Genomic DNA, 20,150 nt, shown 5'->3' with positions numbered 1-20,150 from the left:
CAACACAACAAACATACAAAAATCAGGCAAAACACAACAATATCAAACACATAATACAAAAAATAATCCCGCAAAAAATCGCAAAATCAATGCGCACCGTCCCAGTCAGACGTCAGAATCTCGTCGCAAATCACCTTTTCAAAGCGAAGGGCCCCTCCCCTGCCGATGAATCGGCGCGGGAAGAGGCCCTTTTTTATGATGCAATTATATATCGCCCCTTTCCGAGGGCGGATCAGGCGATCAGCGCTGAACAACCACGCGCGTTCCAACCTTCACGCGATTATATAGATCGACGACATCATGGTTCATCATACGAATGCACCCCGAGGACACGGCCTGACCGATGGTCTCCGGCTCATTCGATCCGTGAATGCGGTACAAGGTTGAGCCCAGATAAAGCGCACGCGCTCCGAGCGGATTGTTGGGGCCACCCGGCAAATGAGCCGGAAGATCGGGACGACGCTTGCGCATCTGCGGCGGCGGCGTCCAGCCGGGCCATTCAGCCTTGCGCGTCACGGTCTGCGTGCCGCCCCACTGAAATCCCTGCCGGCCGACGCCGATGCCATATTTCAGCGCCTTCCCGCCCGGCTGGACGAGATAAAGGCGGCGTTCCTGCGTTGAGACAATAATGGTGCCGGGCTTGTGCGGGCCACGGTAATCAACGGTCTCACGCGGAATCGGCGATGCACGCGGTCCGAAATTCTCCGGCTGCGCCAGCGGCTGCTGCGTCAGCGGGTCTATCTGATAAGCAACGGAGGGTGTGATGACGAAGGCGGCGCACAACCCGGTCAAAGCAGCGATCAAGCGCATGATCAACAATCCTGATTTTACCAGCTACAAGAGCAGTGTACTTCACATACATGCATCGGTCTCCGGTTTTGTGAACCTAAACATGCAGGGTCGCAATAGCGTAAAATATGGATGAGGACACCCGCCGATGCATGCCAGACAACAACCCGGAACACAGGAAGAGGCTCCAGACGCATAATGCATTGAAATGCATGGTCCTTTTGTTGATGCAATTTCATGTATGCGGATTACGGCCGGGACAGCAAGCACTTTAAGGAAAACAGCATCCGGGATATGGAAGCTGGATATCCAGCTCACTCAGACATCTCAAATGACTTTCCTGCTTTGATTCTCGAAAGAGAATCGGATCGGTTGGATCTTTCTGCCGCGCGAAATTACAAAATTCCCGATTTGGTTTCACGAATCATCCTCTGTGCGAGCGCGCACAAGCGGGCGGACAGCCGCCACATTCTCATAACCTCTTGTTAAATCAACTGAACTGCAGCGAATCAACTTTGCGGCATGCTGATTCGGTTAAAGCGATTTCCGTGCATGCGGCGTGCCCCGTTCAGGCTGAAGTCAATAAATGACTTCAGTGGCAGCCGTTCAAAATGTCGATTTTGTCACTGTTTCTTTGTTGCAACAGGTGTCATTCGACGGAGAAAATGCTTATAGGCAGTTTGCCGGTGTAGGTTGCGCACGGGAACCCGCGCCGAGGCCCCACTACGCTGTTGCCCCGTGCGAGGTGAAGAGATCCATGAGCAAGATCAAGGTGGCGAACCCGGTCGTCGAACTCGACGGCGACGAGATGACCCGGATCATCTGGCAATATATCAAAGACAAGCTGATCCATCCTTATCTCGATATCGACCTGAAATATTACGATCTCGGCATCGAAAACCGCGACAAGACGGAAGACCGCGTCACCGTCGAAGCCGCCGAGGCAATCAAGCAGTATGGCGTCGGCGTCAAGTGCGCCACGATCACCCCCGATGAGGCACGCGTCGAGGAATTCAACCTCAAGCAGATGTGGAAGTCGCCCAACGGCACGATCCGTAACATTCTTGGCGGTGTGATTTTCCGCGAGCCGATCATCGCTCGTAACGTTCCGCGCCTTGTTCCGGGGTGGACGCAGCCGATCGTCATCGGCCGCCACGCTTATGGCGATCAGTACCGGGCAACGGATTTCCGCGTTCCGGGCAAAGGTAAGCTGACGCTGACCTTCGTGGGTGAGGACGGCGAGAAGATCGAGCGCGAAGTCTTCAACTTCTCCGGTTCCGGCGTGGCGCTCGCCATGTACAACCTGGATGATTCGATTCGCGATTTCGCTCGCGCTTCGCTGAACTACGGCCTGGCACGCAACTATCCGGTGTATCTGTCGACCAAGAACACCATCCTCAAGGCCTATGACGGGCGCTTCAAGGATATCTTCCAGGAAGTCTATGAAGCCGAATTCCAGGAGCAGTTCCGGAAGGCCGGCATCCACTACGAGCACCGCCTTATCGATGACATGGTGGCGTCGTCGCTCAAGTGGTCCGGCGGCTATATCTGGGCCTGCAAAAACTACGATGGCGACGTGCAGTCGGATACGGTTGCACAGGGCTTCGGTTCTCTGGGCCTGATGACCTCCGTTCTGCTGACGCCCGATGGCAAGATCGTGGAATCGGAAGCCGCCCACGGCACGGTGACCCGTCATTATCGTGAGCACCAGAAGGGCAAGGCGACATCGACGAACTCGATCGCCTCCATTTACGCCTGGACGCGTGGCCTCGCTCATCGCGCCAAGCTTGATGACAATGCGGAACTCGCACGCTTCGTCCAGACGTTGGAAAAGGTCGTGATCGACACCGTCGAGTCGGGTTTCATGACCAAGGATCTCGCGCTTCTCGTTGGCGCCGACCAGAAGTGGCTCTCCACGACCGGCTTCCTCGACAAGATCGACGAAAATCTGCAGAAGGCCTTTAGCTGATGCAAAAAAACGGCCTCCCGGTTTTCCCCGGGAGGCCGTTTTCAAATCATCATAGCATTGCGACCAGGGTCACGGTGCCCTGTCCAGAATATCCGCATTAACGTTGCGAATGTCGCGCAAGCCACAGAGAGCCATTGATATATCAAGCTCGTGGCGAATAATGTCCAGCGCGCGCGTAACCCCCGCCTCGCCGCCCGCTCCAAGCCCATAAAGAAACGGACGGCCGATCCACGCGCCTTTTGCGCCGAGAGCCACGGCTTTCAACACATCCTGCCCGGACCTGATCCCGCCATCGATATGGATCTCGATCCGATCGCCCACGGCATCCACGATTGCCGGCAACGCGGAAATTGAGGAACGCGCGCCATCAAGCTGCCGGCCGCCGTGATTCGATACGATGATGGCGTCGGCTCCCGTATCCGCTGCCTTGCGGGCGTCCTCCGGGTCGAGAACGCCCTTGAGAATCAGCTTGCCGCCCCATTTTTCCTTGATCCAGGCCACATCCGCCCACGACAGGCGTGTGTCGAACTGTTCCGCAGTCCATGCAGACAGCGATGAGACGTTGGTCACGTTCGTTACGTGGCCAACGATGTTGCCGAAGGCGCGATTCTTCGTGCGCAGCATGTTCAGGCACCAACCGGGGCAGGTTGCCATCTGCCAGATATGCCGCGGTGTGAACTTGGGCGGGGCAGAAAGGCCGTTGCGCAGATCCTTGTGCCGTTGTCCGAGAATCTGGAGATCGAGCGTCAAGACGAGGGCCCCGCAGCGTGCGGCCTTCGCGCGCTCGATCAGCCGCTCGATAAAGGCCCTGTCACGCATCACGTAGAGCTGGAACCAGAACGGTTTCGTCGTCGCGGCGGCAACTGTCTCAATCGAGCAGATGCTCATTGTCGACAGGCAGAATGGAATCCCGAGGGCTTCGGCTGCGCGTGCGGCAAGAATCTCGCCATCGGCATGCTGCATGCCGGTCAGCCCGGTCGGCGACAGCGCCAGGGGCATCGATACCGACTGGCCGACGAGTTCCGTTTTGAGCGAGCGGTCAGACATGTCCACCAACACGCGCTGGCGCAATTTTAGCCTGGCGAAATCCTCTTCGTTCGCCCGGTAGGTGGATTCGGTCCAGGAACCCGAGTCGGCATATTCGAAGAACATCTTCGGCACCCGCCGGCGGGCGCGCTCTTTCAGATCGGCAATGGTCAGGGCGGATTGCATGGACCTTCTGGCTCCGGATATTGCGACGGAATTTCAATGATCCTGCAATGCAATGTTCCCGCCGCCATGTAAATCACCCTACGGGCAGACGAGCCATGCCCCTGCGGAAAACGTGCGCCCTTCACCTGCCCTGCCGAATAAGATTGTGGCATCTCTTTTAGCCAAAAAAATAAGAGCGCGCGTCCTGATGCAGCAGGTCGCGCGCTCTCGATTTGAATTGCAATGGCAGCTTGCGCTCAACATGGCGAACCAATGGCGAACCACTTGAGCGCGAGATGCTCCGAGGCTGAAACAGACGGTTCAGTTCGACAAGAGCGCCGTCAACGATACGCCTGCCACCGGCAGGAATACCAATACGAGCATGAGCACGAGCAGCCAGACCACGGAGCGGTCAGAGCTGGCGGTTTCGGTGCGCGCGGCGGAGATGCTGCGCTGAACTTTGGCAGAGGTCATTTGCTCACCTTCCTGTCGATCGGGCCGTCGAACGGCCGATCCGGGTGAGCCGATCGAAGATCAGGCTATCCAGAAGGCCGCAGACGGCGAACGCGATCGACTTATACTGTCGCTGGGCATGATTTCCGATTTTCCGATGAGGTCGACCCACGCATCTGCGCGGTGTTGACTATGTGGCTGTTAAATGAGGCCAATAAGAGGCCGCGTCAAGAAAAAAGATGTGCGCCGCACCAAATTTCGCCGCGCCCTTGCGGCTGTCCCCCGAAGGGGTAACCTGTCTGCATCGGCAATCAGAGCCGTGAATGGAATCATGATGACAAAAGAATGGGTTAACCTCCCTCCGGCCGGCACGTCGACGGCGCGTGAACTGTCTGCCCGCATAGCTTTTGGCACGAATCGACTCAATCGCCATTCGGAGCGCCGCGAAAGTGAGGCGGAGCTTGCTTTGCTGCGCGCCGATCCGCGCGCCCGGACCTTTCTCATCGTCGGCGATACGCCGTTGTTGAAAACCGGAGACCGGCCAGACCGCGCCCGTTTCACGCTCGCGGAAGCAACGGCGTTTGGCCCTCCGGTTGAGACCGCCTTCCTCGGCACGCTTGATGACATACCGCTGTTTGCCTTCCTTCTGCCGGCGCAGCTCGCGGATTCCCTGACGGGACACGACTCTTCAGCCGGACAAGGCGACACGGAACTGGCGAATCTGCGCACGCTCGCCGCCGAAGGGTTGTTGCCTGCCGATGAACTGGGGCCTCTCGGCGAGGCGCGAGCGCTTATGGACTGGCATCGCCGCCACGGTTTCTGCGCCAACTGCGGCACGCCCACCGTCGCATTCACAGGTGGGTTCAGGCGCGATTGTGTGGCATGCGGCGCGCACCACTTCCCGCGTGTGGACCCGGTGGTCATCATGCTGGTCGCGGATGGAGACCGTTGTCTGCTGGGCCGTCAGCCGCAGTTTGCGGCGGGCATGTATTCGGCGCTTGCCGGGTTCGTGGAACAGGGCGAAACGATAGAAGACGCCGTGCGGCGGGAAATCATGGAAGAAGCGGGCATTCCGGTGGGTGCCGTGCGCTACATGGCATCCCAGCCGTGGCCTTTCCCCTCATCACTGATGATCGGCTGCGCGGCGCAAGCATTGGGTGACGCCATCGTGATCGACCGGCTGGAACTGGAGGATGCGCGATGGTTCAGCCGCGACGAAGCCCGTCAGATGTTGGCCGGGCATCACCCGGAAGGGTTGACCGCCCCCCGCCCCATGGCCATCGCTCACCATTTGTTGAAAGCCTTCACCGAAACGGAAGGCCTGTTCATATAAACAGATGGGCGGATAAACAATGAATGCGACGGAGTTGTCGATCTCGCTTGCCGATCTCGCTTTCGGCGCGACGCTGTGTTAATGGTCGGCCTTAATCATCATTTTCCATGAGTTTTCAGGCTTCGGCCAGCATAGCAGATCTCCATGACCGACATCTTTCGTGAAATCGATGAAGACCTTCGCCGCGATCGCTATTCCAAACTGTTGCGCCGTCTCGCGCCCGCTATCATAGCGGTTGTTGTGCTGGTCATCGTTGGTGTCGGCGGCTGGCAGGCCTGGCGCTGGTTCGACCGCCAGTCGGCAGCGGAGGCAGGTGGCCGGTACGAGAACGCACTGCAAATCGCCCGCGAAGGGCGGATCGACGAGTCCGCGCAAGCGCTCGCTGCCGTCGCAGCCGACAGCCCGGACGGTTACCGGATGCTGTCGCGGTTCCGTTTGGCGGCCCTTGAGGGCGGCAAGGATCCGGCCAAGGGCGCGGCTGATTTCACGGCGATTGCGAACGATACCAGCATCGATCCGGCATGGCGCGATCTCGCGAAACTGCGCGCGACATTGCTGCAGGCCGACAAGCTGACGCCTGAAGAGCTGCAAGCCGCATTGCAGTCACAGGCTGCACCCGGCCAGCCGTGGCGCTTCACGGCGCTTGAGGCCCTCGGCGTTGCGGCGCTTGAGGCCGGCAAGTTCGAGGATGCTGGCCGTTGGTTCGACCAGATCGTTACGGACCCTGCCGCTCCCGCCAATCTGCGCCGACGCGTGCAGGAATTCTATCTGGCGCTGGTCGCCGCTGGTCCTACGGATTGATCCGGCGACGTATACGGCATGCAACTCCTGCTCGCCGTGCCGCCCTTTATTCTGGTATCGTGTTTATCCGAAAGACGATCAGCGTTCTTCCGGTTCGATACTGTGTTGTTCTGAATAGCTTGCGTCTGGAGTCACCATGAACGCCTCGGTGGCCATTGTCGGCCGGCCCAATGTCGGCAAGTCGACCCTTTTTAACCGCCTCGTAGGGCGCAAGCTGGCGCTTGTCGATGACCAGCCCGGCGTTACGCGCGACAGGCGCGAGGGCGAGGCTACACTTGGACACCTCGCCTTTCGCGTGTTCGACACCGCAGGGCTTGAGGAGGCCGCTGACGACAGTCTCACCGGGCGTATGCGGCAGCAAACCGAAACCGCCATCGCCGATAGCGATATCATCATGTTCGTCATCGATGCCCGCGTCGGTGTGACTCCGTCGGACCGGCAATTTGCGGAGCTGGTGCGCCGTTCCGGCAAGCCAGTGATTCTCGTCGCCAACAAGGCAGAGGGCAGAGTCGGTCTCGACGGCGCCTATGATGCTTTTTCTCTTGGGCTTGGCGATCCGGTGCCGCTGTCCGCCGAGCATGGCGAGGGCACGTCGGATCTGCTGGAAGCCTTGATGCCGTTCTTCCCCGATGCAGACGACGAGGAAGAGGAAGAAGAGGCCGGCCTCGACGAAGAGGGCAACCTGCGGCGCCCGCTGAGAATCGCCATCAGTGGCCGTCCGAACGCCGGCAAGTCCACCCTGATCAATCAGATGATCGGCGAAGAGCGCCTGCTGACTGGGCCGGAAGCGGGCATCACGCGCGATTCGATTTCGCTCGACTGGGAGTGGCGTGGCCACGCAATCAAGCTTTATGACACCGCCGGCATGCGCAAGCGCGCCCGCATCGATGACAAACTGGAAAAGCTGTCAGTTGCCGATGGACTGCGGGCCATCCGTTTTGCTGAAGTGGTGGTCGTGCTGCTCGATGCGACGATTCCGTTCGAGAAGCAGGATCTCACCATCGTCGACCTGATCGAGAAAGAAGGCCGTGCGGTGGTGATCGGCCTCAACAAATGGGATCTGGTGTCGGACCAGCATGGCCTGCTCAAGGAGCTGCGCGAGGAAGCCTCGCGCCTGCTATCGCAGGTCAAGGGCGTGTCGGTGATTCCGGTTTCCGGTTTGACAGGCCGGGGCATCGACCCACTGATGGAATCGATTTTCGACGCTTATCGGATCTGGAACGAGCGTGTCTCCACCTCACGCCTCAACCGCTGGCTCGTCGATATGGTGGAGGGGCACCCGCCGCCAGCCGTTTCCGGACGGCGCATCAAAATTCGCTACATCACGCAAGTAAAGAGCCGCCCGCCGCACTTCGCATTGTTCGGCAATCAGCTCAGCGAACTGCCGCGTTCGTACACGCGCTATCTCGTCAACGGCTTGCGGGAAACTTTTGCCCTCAAGGGCACGCCGATCCGGCTGTCGCTGCGCTCTGGCGACAACCCTTATGATAAAAAGAAGTAGTCCGGTCTTTTCGGCACTTTTTCCGGATGGTTGACATGACCGTCATCCATAATGAGCGAACCAAGCTCACCGCGGCCGCGCTGGACCGCGCATCGACCGCATGCCTCACGGTTGGCGCGCTCGGGCCTCTCGTGGCCGTCATCTATGGGCTCGGCGTGACGGCAGGGCTCAGAGATGGTATATTCGTCGCGGTCGGGAGCATTCTCTGGCTTTTCGTGGCGGGCGCCCTACATATCATGGCAAGGCACCACCTTGGGAGAATGAGGTAATTTGAGGAGAATGAGATGACGAGCCTCTGGATTGTCGCCTATCTCGTCATGCCGCTGATCGTTCTGGCCATGGGCTATGCCGCAACCAGACTGGACGGCGACAAACCCCTGCCGCCGGGCGAATAGAACAGCTTGCGTTCAAGCTGCCCGGTTTCGCAGGATAGCGACATAGAATCCGTCAGTATCCGTACGGCGGGGCGACAACAATAACCCGCCGCCCGGCGTGGCAAACTCAGCCAGATGCGGCAAACCTGCAGCCTCGACGACATTGGAAGGCGCGACGCTTTCGAAATCCGCGTGCCGCTCCAGAAAGCCGGATACGGCGTCGTCGTTCTCTTCCGGCAGAAGTGAGCAGGTGACATAGGCGATGCGTCCGCCCGGCTTGACAAGCGCCGCGGCACGATCCAGCACCGTCGCCTGATCGGCAAGGCGTTCCACCAGCGCGCCGGGGCGCAGCCGCCATTTCGCATCCGGATTGCGCCGCCAGGTGCCAACGCCCGTGCAAGGCGCATCGACCAGCACAAGATCAACTGTGCCCGCAATATCCGCCAACGGATCGGCGACCTGCGGATTACGAACGGGATCGAAACGCCCGCGTGGCACACGCACCTGAACGTTGCGCACGCCGGACCGTGACAGCCGCTCATGGATTGCCGCAAGGCGGCGTGCATCGATATCGGTCGCGAAGATCTGGCCGCGATTGTCCATCTGCGCCGCAAGGGCCAGCGTCTTTCCGCCCGCACCCGCGCACAGATCGACAACCTGTTCGCCCGGAGCCGCGAGAGACAGGAGCGCGGCCAACTGCGAGCCTTCGTCCTGAATTTCGTAAAGCCCCTGAATAAATTCAGGCTCCACCTGCAAGGCCGGTCCCCGCCCGTCGTCTCCGGCATGAAACCGCAGGCCTGCCTCAGCATGCGATGTCGGCTCCGGAGACAGGTGCGCCAGCGCGGATACCAGCGCCTCACGCGTGGTTTTGAGCGTATTGGCGCGAATATCGACCGGCGCGCGATCTGCCAGCGCCTGCATTTCTGCAATAAGATCGTCGCCGAACGTGCGCTCAAGCGATTCCGTCAGCCACTCGGGAAAATCCCCGGCACTGGCGGCAGGCATATCGGGAATGGGCGCTTCGAGACGGGCGCGTTCGTCATCCGTCAGCGCGTCGGGTGCGAAGCGTTCGCCGGAGAACAGGCGGGCAATGTCATCCGCCTCAAGCCCCCTCCCCAGCCGCAACATGCCGAGCACCACGGCGCGCGGACTGTCGGCACCCAGCAGGAAGATGCTGGACGCACGACGCCGCAGCGCGTCGTAAACGATGCTGGCAAGCGCCGCACGGTCCTTCGACCCGGCGAAACGATGCGTCTGCCCCCAATCGCGCAGGGCATCGTTGACAGGGCGGCGGCGCACTTCGAGATCGGCAAGAACCTCGATAGCGGCGGAAAGGCGTGCGGCGGGGGTCATGGTACGGGTGTCTTTCTGTCAGCCGCGGGTGGGATAATTCGGGCTTTCGCGCGTAATCGTCACGTCATGGACGTGGCTCTCGCGCAGGCCGGCATTGGTGATGCGCACGAACTGCGCCCTTTCCTGCAGGTCCGGGATCGTGCGTGCGCCGACATAGCCCATGGCCGCCCTGAGGCCACCGGCGAGCTGGTGCAGCACCGCCGCCACGGAGCCCTTGTAGGCCACCTGCCCCTCGACGCCCTCGGGCACGAGCTTCAGCGTGTCCTTGATATCCTGCTGGAAATAGCGATCGGCGGAACCGCGCGACATCGCACCCACAGACCCCATGCCGCGATACGACTTGTAGGACCGCCCCTGCCACAGGAACACCTCACCGGGGGTCTCGTCCGTGCCGGCCAGCAGCGAGCCGACCATGGCCGTGGATGCGCCCGCCGCGAGCGCCTTGGCGAGGTCGCCAGACACCTTGATGCCGCCGTCCGCGATGATCGGAACGCCCGCGGCATGCGCCACGGTGGCGGCATCCATGATGGCCGTCAGTTGCGGCACACCCACGCCCGCAACGATGCGGGTGGTGCAGATGGAACCGGGACCGATGCCGATCTTCACTGCATCCGCACCTGCGTCGATGAGCGCCTGCGTGCCAGCGGCGGTAGCAACGTTGCCGGCGATCACCTGCACGGTATTCGACAGCTTCTTGACCCGCGTCACGGCATCCAGAACGCGCTGGGAATGGCCATGAGCGGTATCGACCACCAGCACGTCGCATCCGGCATCGATCAGCATCTCGCAGCGCAGGAAGCCTTCCTCGCCCGTTGTGGTGGCGGCGGCAACGCGCAGACGGCCCTGCTCGTCCTTGGCGGCGTTCGGGTAAGCGACCTGCTTTTCGATATCCTTGACCGTGATGAGGCCGATGCAGCGATAATGGCTATCGACCACAAGCAGCTTCTCGATGCGGAATTGATGCAGCAGCCGCTTGGCTTCTTCCTGCCCCACGCCTTCGCGAACGGTGATCAGCCGATCCTTGGTCATGAGTTCGGACACGCGCTGCTCGCTGCTGGTCGCAAAGCGCACGTCACGGTTCGTGAGGATGCCGACGAGCTTGCCGTTGTGGCCGTTGGCCCCGCGCTCGACCACCGGAATGCCGGAAATGGAGTGCGCCTTCATCAGCGCCAGTGCGTCGGCCAGCTTCTGATCGGGGTGGATGGTGACAGGGTTCACCACCATGCCGGATTCGTATTTCTTGACCAGCCGCACCTGATCGGCCTGCTGCTCCGGCGTCAGGTTGCGATGGATGACGCCCAGACCGCCGCTTTGTGCCATGGCGATGGCCATGCGGCCCTCCGTCACCGTGTCCATGGCGGACGCGATCACAGGCAGGTTGAGCGAGATGGTGCGCGTGAGATTGGTCTTGAGCTCGGCAGTGCCGGGCATGACCTCTGAATGCCCCGGCTGGAGCAGCACGTCGTCGAAGGTCAAAGCCTCGCGAATGATTTTTTCTCTGATAACCGACATCGCCAACCCTTCCTGAGCAATAAAGCCATAGCGCGGAGGCCAGAAAAGCCGGATACGAAAAAGCGCCCGTTACCGGCAAATCGCCGGCCGAGCCCTCTCCGGACAGGCGGGAAACACCGCTTTGCCCCGATCACGCTGTAGCTGAGTTGGCGCTGGCGTTTACCACGTTTTTCCCACCCACGTCGAGTCCCGATTTCGCTGGCTGCCCTGCAACAGGCACATGGGCAGCAAACGCATGGGGCGAGACTTGAAACGGATTGGCGGCATGTTTTCCGGCCAATAACTCCGCCTCATACAGCCACCTCCTCTGATGGTCCCGGAGGAATATGTTTCATCCGCCGGTGGAGCTATCCCGAACAAAGCCTTGCTATAACGCTGGAAATTAATCGTCCGTTTACCTTGAGCAGGAAAAGTCTCCATCACGATGCGGCAATGGCGGATCGGGCAGGCTGCGATTCGGCACGGCCACACGAATGCGTAAACGGAATGGACGACGTCACGTCATGACCAGGGAAATCAGGATGGCTCGCTCATGATGCCCCCTCCATCCGGAGCCTCCGCGACAGGAGGCCAGACGCCACACGCCCATTCCCAGGCGCCGTGGAGCATCAAGGGCATCGCGCCGCACATGCGCGAAGCGGTGAAAGACGCCGCGCGGCGTTCCGGCATGACCATCGGCGAATGGCTTAGCGCAGCCATCGCGCAGCAATCTGAAACCGCGCCTGAGCCGCAGCCGCCACGCGATACGCCCGCCGACGCACGATGGGCCGAAATCACCGCGCATCTGGCGCGGCTGGCACGCCGCGATGCCGCGTCATCGGCAGCAGGTCCGCAGCCCGGAACATCATTGAACGGCGTGTCACCGCAGGTCATCGGTCAGTTGTTGCGCGAAGCGGAAATCCGTGCGGTCCAGCGCGAGAAAGCCCGCGCCGCGCACATAGCCGAAGCACTGACCGGCCTTGCACGCTATATCGACAACGCCGAGCGCAGCCGCTCGGAAGAGATGCGGTGCGCCGCCAGCGGGCAGGCGCAGATTACGCAGGAGCTTTCCGACGCGCTCGCGACCATTGCGCAGCAGGTCAAGGACATCGACGGAAGGCTGGCGGAACTCCCCGGCGACACGTTGGCCGGCATTCAGGATGCTGTTGACCGCACCGCCGCAGCGCAAACGGAACTGCTGACCACCCACTTGCTGCCAGCCATGGAGCAACGTCTCGCCGCTGCCTTGCGCGATATCGTCGAAAGTCTGCAAGCTCCCGATACCCGCGCCGCCGCCTCCCCTGCCCCGGCGGGCACCGCCAGCGCGGCGCAGCCCGCACCAGTGGACGAACAGCTCATTGTCGAGGACCGTCTGGCCCGCGCCATCGTCGACATCCGCACGCGGCAGGTCGAACTCGCGCGTCTCGACGCACAGGCCGAGGGAGACGGCCAGCACGCCATCATCGAGCGGCTGGAAAACCTGTCACGCAAGCTCGATGATGCGCTGCGGCCCGTCGCTGGAGACGCGTCCGCGCCCGGGTTCGAAACCGTGCTGGAGCGGCTGGATCATATCAGCTCGCGGCTTGAGGACGGCCGTTTTCCGCCGGCCTTGTCCCGCGTGGAGGATATGGTTCGCGATCTATCGGGGCATGTTGAAGCGTTGCACAAGCGCGAAACGCCAGCCAATGGTGACATGAACGAAGCCGCGCTCGATACGCTGGCGGCGCAAATCAGCCAACTCGCGCAACGTCTTGAAGATTTATCGCGTTCCGGCGCAGGCAGCGACAGCGAGGCTGATCCCGAGGATCGCGCGCGGTTGCAGCAGCTGGAAACCGCCGTCGGCACGTTGTCGCTGCAATTGCGCGATCTGCCGCAGGCCGACCAGGCCACGCTTGAACGCGTGGCCCGCGCCGCCGCTCGGGAGACACTGGGCGCGATCTCACCGGATGACATCCTGCCCGGCGCGCGCTCCGCGGATACGCTGGATGCCGTGCACAGCACGCTGGAGCGAATCGTCGATCGTCTCGCCCTGATCGAAGAGGATATTCGCAGCAGCGGCATTGCATCCCAGCAATTCGGACGGGAAACGGACGACGGCGCTGCCCTTCCTCCGCGCGAAGCATCGCCATTGCCAGAACGAATGCTGCATCCAGAATTGCGCGCCGCACAAGCCTTGAGCCGCGTATTTTCTACAACCGACTCTGCCGAGGCTCCAGCAGCGGCCGCAGACGGGCCTGAAAACCTGCTTGCACCCGGCCGGGCTGGCCTCGCGGAAAACGTCGGCTTCACCGCAGGTTTCATTGCCGCGGCCCGGCGAGCTGCGATGGCGGCGGCGGATGAAACGCGCAACAAATCCGCCGCACCACGCACGAACGATAGCAATGCCGACTCCGAGGATCGCAGGCGCTCTTTGCTGATCGGTCTTGGTGGCCTGATCGCGGCAACCGGCGCGGCACAGGTAGCGGCAACGGTCATGCAGGGCGCGACCCGCCTGTCATAAGCCCACACGCCGGATGAACTGCCGCAAACCGCGCGCTTTGGTGCAACACCGCCGCGCGGATCGATATTCCTTGATTTGCCGCGACAGAATTTAACCGCAATCAATGCCTGACCGTCGACAAGACTGCATATTATTTAATATAATTCTCGACAAGAATCGGCAGGCATTGCACAAGAATCAAGCGTGGTCTGAAATTGGTATGATCCGCGTCACAAGGCAGCGTTGGGCTTGACGCCGGGAAGTTCGATTTATTTCCGGTTAAATGCCCAGTTGAGCTTGGACGGCATAACGGTGATCCCACACAGTCCCTCGCTAGAGCAGTTCGCGTTCAAGTCGATCCATCAAGTGAATGCAAATTGTGGTGACGCATAGAATTTAGAGCGCTTGTTCTGATGTCGTCAGAACATCCGACGCTCCGAAATTCGGGAGCTTCTCTTGTGCAATGCCAGCGTTGTTTTCCTGATGCGCAGCAACCACTGACGTTGTGGCGTATCATGGAGACCGGCGCCAAGCCGAATGATAAAAAAGAGACCGGGGGACACGCCTTTGAATGCTGGACATTCGGCACGGATCGCGATAGCCGACGATCACCCGCTGTTTCGTGGAGCGTTACGTCAGGCCGTCGAAGCCGTGGTGCCGGGAACCGAGATTACGGAGAGCGGTAATTTCGAGTCGCTTCTCGAAGTGCTGGCCCACGCGGACTCCGTCGACCTCGCCCTGCTCGATTTGACGCTTCCGGATGTGCAAGGTTTTTCCGGCCTGCTTTATCTGCGAGCGCAATATCCTGAAGTGCCCGTTGTCATCGTGTCGGCCAATGACGACCCGGTTGTCATCCGCCGGTCAATCGAGTTTGGCGCATCCGGTTTCATTCCCAAATCGCTTGATGTGCCGACAATGGGGGCCGTCTTCGAGACCATCCTCGCAGGCAACACCTGGATCCCGCCCGATATCGACCTGAACCAGCCAACCGATCAGGAGACGGGCGAACTCGTGCGCCGTGTCGCCAGTCTGACACCACAGCAGGTGCGTGTGCTGATGATGCTGTCGCAAGGGTTACTCAACAAGCAGATCGCTTATGAGCTTGCTGTGTCGGAAGCAACCGTCAAGGCGCACGTGTCGGCCATCCTTCAGAAGCTTGGCGTGGAAAGCCGCACTCAAGCCGTGATAGCCGCCGCGCGCATCGCGACAGCCGCCGGCCCGGCCAGCGCAGCCTGAACAGCGACACGGCTTTTCCCTATAGGCAACAATCATTCTGTCCGCGTTCGCGAGAAACGCGGACAGAATGGCAAGATATCAGAGGAAGCGTGCCAGAAAGTCTTCGGCGCGCGACAGGGCTTTATCCGCGAGGTTCCCGCCGAATGCGATGAACACATGCGCCCCGCCCGGCCACACGGCAAGCTCGGCTTGATTCCGCGCCGCGACCCAGCGCGCATGCAGGAACAGCGTATCGTCCAACAGCGGGTCAAGCGTGCCAACGCTCAGGTGTACCGGCGGCAGATCGCGCAGATCGGCGTTGAGGGGAGAGATATCAGCTGGCGCCGGGTCGGCATCGCCGATAAAGCACTCGACGAACTTTTCGATATCACGCGTGTTGAGCACTAGCTTTTCATCCCCCCACCGGCGCACACTCGGCGTCAGCGCAAGGTCAAAGCACCCGGCCATCAGCACGGCGGCATGGAAGGGCCGCAGATTGTGCTTGTCGCGCAGACGCAGCAACGTGACGAGCGCGAGATGCGCGCCGCCTGATTCCCCGCCGATGAACAGCTTGTCCACACCAAACCGGGACGCGCCCTCATTGATGAACCACAACGCCGCCGCTTCGCAATCGTCTGGTCCTGCGGGATAGGGATTTTCCGGCGCCAGACGATATTCAACCGAAACCACCACCACTCCGAGCCGGTCCGCGAGGCGCTCCAGCCGCGGATCTTGCCCATCGGCGGTGCCGAAAGTCCAGCCGCCGCCATGGATGTGCAGGAAGGCGCCGCGCGGCGAAACGGGTTGGCCATTGGCGTCCTGCGGCTCGAAGATGCGCAGCGGCACCTTGCCGTCCGGACCGGGAATGTCCAGCGTGCGGGCACGTGGGCTGAGAACGGGCGCGGGAAATGCACCAAGACCGGCCGCGCGGGCCGCGCGCACTTCTGCCGGCGGCAGGCTCCACTGGTCCGCGACCTCATTCAGCCGCTCCACGATGGCAGCGTTTATGGAGCGCGTCTCGGCATCGACCAGCGCCGGATCGAACAGGCGGGGCTCAAGCTTGAAAGGATCGTAAGATAGCGACACGGCGTTGGCTCCATGAGACAGGCCGCGCGTTCCCCGCCGGGCGTCGCGGCTGACAGAATGATTCGCCGGCAATGGTATCACAGCCTTCACAGAGATTGATGACGGCCAATATCGGGAAAGGCATTGCAGGCAAACCGAATCCGGTGCAATCCATGGTCATGGCGGATTGGCGCGGCCAGCGAAAAGATGGACCATTTTTTGGCCGATAATGACGCGCAGGATCATCGGTCAGTGTAGTTTGCGTTCCGGCCGACCCATCGCATCGACCGCAAGTTGCGATAAAGTACGGCACCCGGAGCGATCAGCGAGGCAACAGCATGTCAAATGGCTCACTCAACCGTTTCATCGGCGGCTCTCCCGGCGGCGTGCTGATCCGGCTTCTGTTTCTGTCGATCGTGGTCGGCGCTATCATGTCGTGGTGGGGCGTTACCCCGTTCGATCTTTATGACGGCACCATTCTGCTCGTGCGCGAACTGATCGATCAGGGCTTTGCCAGCCTGAACAATCTCGGCATCTGGATTCTGTACGGCGCTATCGTGGTCGTGCCGATCTGGCTGGTGCTAAGGTTGCTGCGCAGCGGCTCCTGACGGGCCGTCACGCACGCGTCAATAGAAACCGACAGGAAAATGCCGCAGGTAGATTTCGGTATAGGTGCCGTTTTCCCATAGTTTTCTCAGCGCGTAATCCAGTGCGTCGCGGAGTGAGCGATCTTCCTCGCGCACGATGAAGCCGACGCCTTCGCCGAAGAAGCGACTTTCAAGATATGGCCCGCCGACGAATGCGCAGCAGTCGCCGGCCGCCGCGCCGTTGAGCCACATGGCAAGTGACAGGCCATCGGCAAAAATGAAATCCGCCTCACCGCGCTTCAACGTATCCTGCGCAGCAGCGAGATCCGCCACCGCGACCCGTTCGGCCTTGGGAAAAAACGCCGCGATATAGGCTTCATGCGCGGTTCCGGCCACCACTACGACACGCAGGCCCTCCACTTCTGCCACTAACGAATTCGGCATTCCCTCCCCGCCGCGGCGCGCGACGAAACGGGCCGGCGTGCGGTGGTAGGGTGCGGTGACGCTGAACCGCTCATGCAAACCGGCGCGGATCGGAATGGCGGCTGCAACGACATCGCCGCGCCGTTCCTCCAGCGATTCGAGCAGGGTGTCGAAGCGGCGCGCCTGCACAGTGCAGTTCATCTCCAGATAGGCGCAGGCCGCCCGCGCGAGTTCGACCGAAAAACCTGTCGGCTGCCCATCGACACCGGCAAAATGCATGGGCGGATATTCGTCATCGGTCAGAAAACGCACCACACGCGCGCCGATCAGGTCCGGCTTTTCCACGCGCAATTCCGGCGCCCAGAACCCCGGCACCATCACCCCTGCCCGATCCTTCGGCGCAATGATCTCCGCCTTGTCCTGGGCCAGAACGTTGGTCGCCGAAAACAGCACGCCAGCCAACAGCATAGCCGAAACATGACAGATGTGGCGCAATGCTGTAAGCGGGTGGCGCATGTCGATTGTCATCCTGTGCGGACCAGATGCGGGAGCAGCGGTCAATGATCTCGCCCACTTTACAATATTCGGCATGCCATTCCATTAACGCCGGCAGCCACAGGGACGAGCATATACCGCCCGAACTCAGTTTTCTGCACCGCCACGGCATCCCGCAGGAGACTCTTGCCCTCGCCGTGCAATGGGCGCGGCATTTGCGCGTGTCTCCCGTTGACGCGGCAATCGGGCAGCAGCTCATATCCGAGGATACCTACTATCACGCCCTGGCGCAGGAGTTGGGCCTCCCCCTGCTGCCGGACGGGGCGCGTATTGCGGCAACCGCACGATATCCCAGGATCGGCCCGTGTGAGACTCGCACACCGTTAAGCCTGCCGTTGGAATTGGATGGTCATGGCCTTTGTGTTGTTGTCGCCCCGAACGGGTCTGCGGCAGCGGCAATGTTGCAGCGCCGCGAAGAGTTTCCGCGCGATGGCGTTGCCATGACATCGCCGAGCAGGCTGGAAACCATGATTCGGCACCACTTCGCTGCGGACATTGCAGAAGATGCCGCGATGGGCTTGTCGAGGCTGGCGCCGGCACTGTCCTGCCATGGTGGCCTGTCGCGGCGACAGCGCGCAACACTTGCCGGCATTTCAGTAGCCTTCGCCGCCACGGCCATCATGTCGCCTCTACTGCTGGTGGAACTGTTCATGCTCGGATGCGGTGTGGTGTTTCTGGCCATGTCCGGTCTGCGCATCGCCTGCGTTGCCGCCGCGTTACGCACTCGGACCACCATAGCACCGCCGCTGACCGACGCCGAGCTGCCGCTTTATTCCGTGATCGTGCCGCTGTTCAGGGAGATGCGCGTCATCCCGCAACTGCTGCACGCACTCATGGCGCTTGATTATCCTCCCGCAAAACTCGACATCAAACTGGTGCTGGAAGCGCACGACGCCGAAACCCACGCGGCCATCGCCGCATATCGGCTGCCGGCGCATATCCGTGTCGTGACGGTGCCCTCCGGAAGCCCTGTCACCAAGCCGCGAGCACTCAACGTCGCTCTCGCGGCGGCGCGCGGTCGTCATGTCGTTATCTACGATGCCGAGGATATTCCGGATCCACACCAACTGCGAAAAGCCGCAGCGATTTTCCGCGCCTTTCCGGATGTCGCCTGCGTTCAGGCCCGCATCGTCATCGACAATCCGGCGGATGGCTTTATCGCATCGATGTTCGCTATCGAATATGCTGCGCTCTTTGACGCCATCAATCCGGGGCTGGCTGCTATGGGGCTGCCCATTCTGCTGGGCGGCACATCGAATCATCTGCGCACAGACGTCCTGCGCGACATTGGCGGATGGGACGCATGGAACGTCACCGAGGATGCGGATCTTGGCATTCGCCTTGCGCGGCACGGCCATCGGATCATGGATTTGCCGTCCGTCACCCGCGAGGAAGCGCCGTTTCGCTGGCGCGCGTGGATCAACCAACGGTCTCGCTGGTTGAAGGGCTGGATGCAAGTCTGCATCACTCACTCACGCCATCCGCGGCACACATGGCGCGATCTGGGCGCGGTCGGTTCTCTGGCGGCATGTGCACTGACGATGGGCACGCTTCTGGGCGCGCTGTGCATGCCGTTGTTCATTCTGGCAACGGCATGGACGCTGGTCGATTGGGCGATGGCTGCACCCCATATCTCGGCAGCATCGTGGCCGCTTGCCATGGCGCGCGGCTTTTCCCTCATCGTCATGGTTTGCGGAACGGCGTCTTTTGTTCTGCCAGTCCTCGTTGGCCTCGCCCGGCGCAGGCGGCTGGCCTTGCTCTGGCTGCTGCCATTGTCGCCGCTCTACTTTCTGATGATCACCGTCGCCGCGTGGCGCGGTGTCCGGGATCTCATCCGCAACCCGTCGCACTGGCGCAAGACCGGCCACGGTCTTTCACGCAGGCGATGGTCGGTGCGGGTCACAGATACCTGAGCAGTTCCCGCGCCGCTTCTTCCGGCGGCCGCTTCAGATTGAACGCGTTGACGAACCGGCCCCGCTTATCCAGCATGTAAATGATGGCTGTGTGGTCCATCGTATAATCTTCCGGGTTTTCGCCGGTGGGCACCTTGCGGTAGTAGGCCCTGTAAGCTTTCGTGATCGTCTCGATCTGCTCGGGCGTGCCGATCAGTCCCTTGATGCGTTCATCGAAGCTTCCAAGATATTCCTTCATCACCTCAGCCGTGTCGCGCTCCGGATCGACGGAGACGAACAGCATTTTCACCTTGTCCGCATTATCGCCAGCGACCCGCAAAACCTCGGACGCATCGAACAGGGTAGAGGGGCAGATGTCCGGGCAATGCGTGAAGCCAAAGAAAATCAATGTCGGCCCGCCGACAAGATCCTTCTCGGTGAACGAATGGCCGTTGTAATCCGTCAGCGTGAAAGGCCCGCCAATAGGTGATTGCTCGGGAGGCGTCGACACGCCGCTCAACCGCAGCATGATCGCTCCGCCCAGCACGATCAAACCGGCCAGAAAGACCACAAAGGGCAAGTACCTGCGCAGACCTGTCGCCGCCATTTATCGTTTCCTCCACAACCAAAACGCCCGAGCCTCTGCCCATACCGATCCGGCGCATGGCGCGCAACCCGG

At 61.1% G+C, this 20,150-nt stretch carries 17 protein-coding genes; 9 read left to right on the top strand and 8 right to left on the bottom strand.

Annotated elements, in window-relative coordinates; all coding sequences use genetic code 11:
* Positions 1-240: 240 nt before the first annotated feature.
* Positions 241-813 carry a L,D-transpeptidase gene (locus FHS81_RS17010; RefSeq protein WP_428982461.1) on the bottom strand — a complete coding sequence of 191 codons (573 nt, stop codon included), beginning with the start codon at positions 811-813 and terminating at the stop codon, positions 241-243.
* Between the two features lie 733 nt (positions 814-1,546).
* Here FHS81_RS17010 and FHS81_RS17005 point away from each other — a divergent pair.
* Positions 1,547-2,758 carry an NADP-dependent isocitrate dehydrogenase gene (locus tag FHS81_RS17005; protein WP_183754739.1) on the top strand — a complete coding sequence of 404 codons (1,212 nt, stop codon included), beginning with the start codon at positions 1,547-1,549 and terminating at the stop codon, positions 2,756-2,758.
* A 69-nt stretch (positions 2,759-2,827) separates the two neighbouring features.
* Here FHS81_RS17005 and FHS81_RS17000 read toward each other — a convergent pair whose 3' ends face one another.
* Together FHS81_RS17000 and FHS81_RS16995 are read right to left on the bottom strand one after the other, a co-directional pair.
* Positions 2,828-3,970 (bottom strand): alpha-hydroxy acid oxidase, encoded by a 1,143-nt coding sequence (locus FHS81_RS17000; protein ID WP_183754737.1) that lies wholly within the window; start codon positions 3,968-3,970, stop codon positions 2,828-2,830.
* 300 nt (positions 3,971-4,270) lie between these two features.
* Positions 4,271-4,423, bottom strand: coding sequence for a hypothetical protein (locus tag FHS81_RS16995; RefSeq protein ID WP_183754735.1), 153 nt, complete (start codon positions 4,421-4,423; stop codon positions 4,271-4,273).
* A gap of 313 nt (positions 4,424-4,736) precedes the next feature.
* Between FHS81_RS16995 and nudC the strand changes: the two genes are divergently transcribed.
* The 4 genes from nudC (at position 4,737) to FHS81_RS16975 (ending at position 8,306) form a co-directional block, all read left to right on the top strand.
* Positions 4,737-5,735, top strand: a complete 999-nt coding sequence (gene nudC / locus FHS81_RS16990) for an NAD(+) diphosphatase (protein WP_183754749.1) — start codon at positions 4,737-4,739, stop codon at positions 5,733-5,735.
* A 144-nt stretch (positions 5,736-5,879) separates the two neighbouring features.
* Positions 5,880-6,536 (top strand): tetratricopeptide repeat protein, encoded by a 657-nt coding sequence (locus FHS81_RS16985; RefSeq protein ID WP_183754733.1) that lies wholly within the window; start codon positions 5,880-5,882, stop codon positions 6,534-6,536.
* Between the two features lie 136 nt (positions 6,537-6,672).
* Positions 6,673-8,037, top strand: coding sequence for a ribosome biogenesis GTPase Der (gene der / locus FHS81_RS16980; protein ID WP_183754731.1), 1,365 nt, complete (start codon positions 6,673-6,675; stop codon positions 8,035-8,037).
* A 35-nt stretch (positions 8,038-8,072) separates the two neighbouring features.
* A complete protein-coding gene (locus FHS81_RS16975) occupies positions 8,073-8,306 on the top strand; it encodes a hypothetical protein (protein ID WP_246375079.1) in 234 nt (77 codons plus the stop codon).
* 138 nt (positions 8,307-8,444) lie between these two features.
* Here the strand turns inward: FHS81_RS16975 and FHS81_RS16970 are convergent, their stop codons facing one another.
* Positions 8,445-9,764 carry an RsmB/NOP family class I SAM-dependent RNA methyltransferase gene (locus tag FHS81_RS16970; protein WP_183754727.1) on the bottom strand — a complete coding sequence of 440 codons (1,320 nt, stop codon included), beginning with the start codon at positions 9,762-9,764 and terminating at the stop codon, positions 8,445-8,447.
* Between the two features lie 18 nt (positions 9,765-9,782).
* A complete protein-coding gene (gene guaB, locus FHS81_RS16965; protein ID WP_183754725.1) occupies positions 9,783-11,276 on the bottom strand; it encodes an IMP dehydrogenase in 1,494 nt (497 codons plus the stop codon).
* Between the two features lie 532 nt (positions 11,277-11,808).
* On the opposite strand from guaB, the gene FHS81_RS16960 reads away from it, so the two are divergent.
* Positions 11,809-13,755, top strand: coding sequence for a coiled-coil domain-containing protein (locus FHS81_RS16960; RefSeq protein WP_183754723.1), 1,947 nt, complete (start codon positions 11,809-11,811; stop codon positions 13,753-13,755).
* A 516-nt stretch (positions 13,756-14,271) separates the two neighbouring features.
* On the top strand, positions 14,272-14,970 hold the full coding sequence (locus FHS81_RS16955) for a LuxR C-terminal-related transcriptional regulator (RefSeq protein ID WP_183754721.1): 699 nt from the start codon (positions 14,272-14,274) through the stop codon (positions 14,968-14,970).
* Positions 14,971-15,048: 78 nt separating this feature from the next.
* On the opposite strand, the gene FHS81_RS16950 is transcribed toward FHS81_RS16955, so the two are convergent.
* Positions 15,049-16,035, bottom strand: a complete 987-nt coding sequence (locus tag FHS81_RS16950; protein WP_183754719.1) for an alpha/beta hydrolase fold domain-containing protein — start codon at positions 16,033-16,035, stop codon at positions 15,049-15,051.
* A gap of 317 nt (positions 16,036-16,352) precedes the next feature.
* Between FHS81_RS16950 and FHS81_RS16945 the strand changes: the two genes are divergently transcribed.
* Positions 16,353-16,622 (top strand): DUF6460 domain-containing protein, encoded by a 270-nt coding sequence (locus tag FHS81_RS16945; protein ID WP_183754717.1) that lies wholly within the window; start codon positions 16,353-16,355, stop codon positions 16,620-16,622.
* 18 nt (positions 16,623-16,640) lie between these two features.
* Here the strand turns inward: FHS81_RS16945 and FHS81_RS16940 are convergent, their stop codons facing one another.
* Positions 16,641-17,540, bottom strand: coding sequence for a transporter substrate-binding domain-containing protein (locus FHS81_RS16940; protein WP_246375077.1), 900 nt, complete (start codon positions 17,538-17,540; stop codon positions 16,641-16,643).
* Between the two features lie 44 nt (positions 17,541-17,584).
* Here FHS81_RS16940 and FHS81_RS16935 point away from each other — a divergent pair, with 44 nt between their 5' ends.
* Complete coding sequence (locus FHS81_RS16935; RefSeq protein WP_183754715.1) at positions 17,585-19,492, top strand: glycosyltransferase; 1,908 nt, start codon at positions 17,585-17,587, stop codon at positions 19,490-19,492.
* Here FHS81_RS16935 and FHS81_RS16930 read toward each other — a convergent pair.
* Positions 19,479-20,078 (bottom strand): SCO family protein, encoded by a 600-nt coding sequence (locus FHS81_RS16930; RefSeq protein WP_183754713.1) that lies wholly within the window; start codon positions 20,076-20,078, stop codon positions 19,479-19,481. The two genes, FHS81_RS16935 and FHS81_RS16930, sit on opposite strands and share 14 nt — an antisense overlap.
* Positions 20,079-20,150 lie beyond the last annotated feature (72 nt).

It is taken from the genome of Pseudochelatococcus contaminans, assembly GCF_014195635.1.
GTDB lineage: Bacteria > Pseudomonadota > Alphaproteobacteria > Rhizobiales > Beijerinckiaceae > Pseudochelatococcus > Pseudochelatococcus contaminans.
The sequence above is the reverse complement of the archived record's forward strand: the minus strand, read 5'-3'. Positions and strand labels throughout refer to the sequence as shown.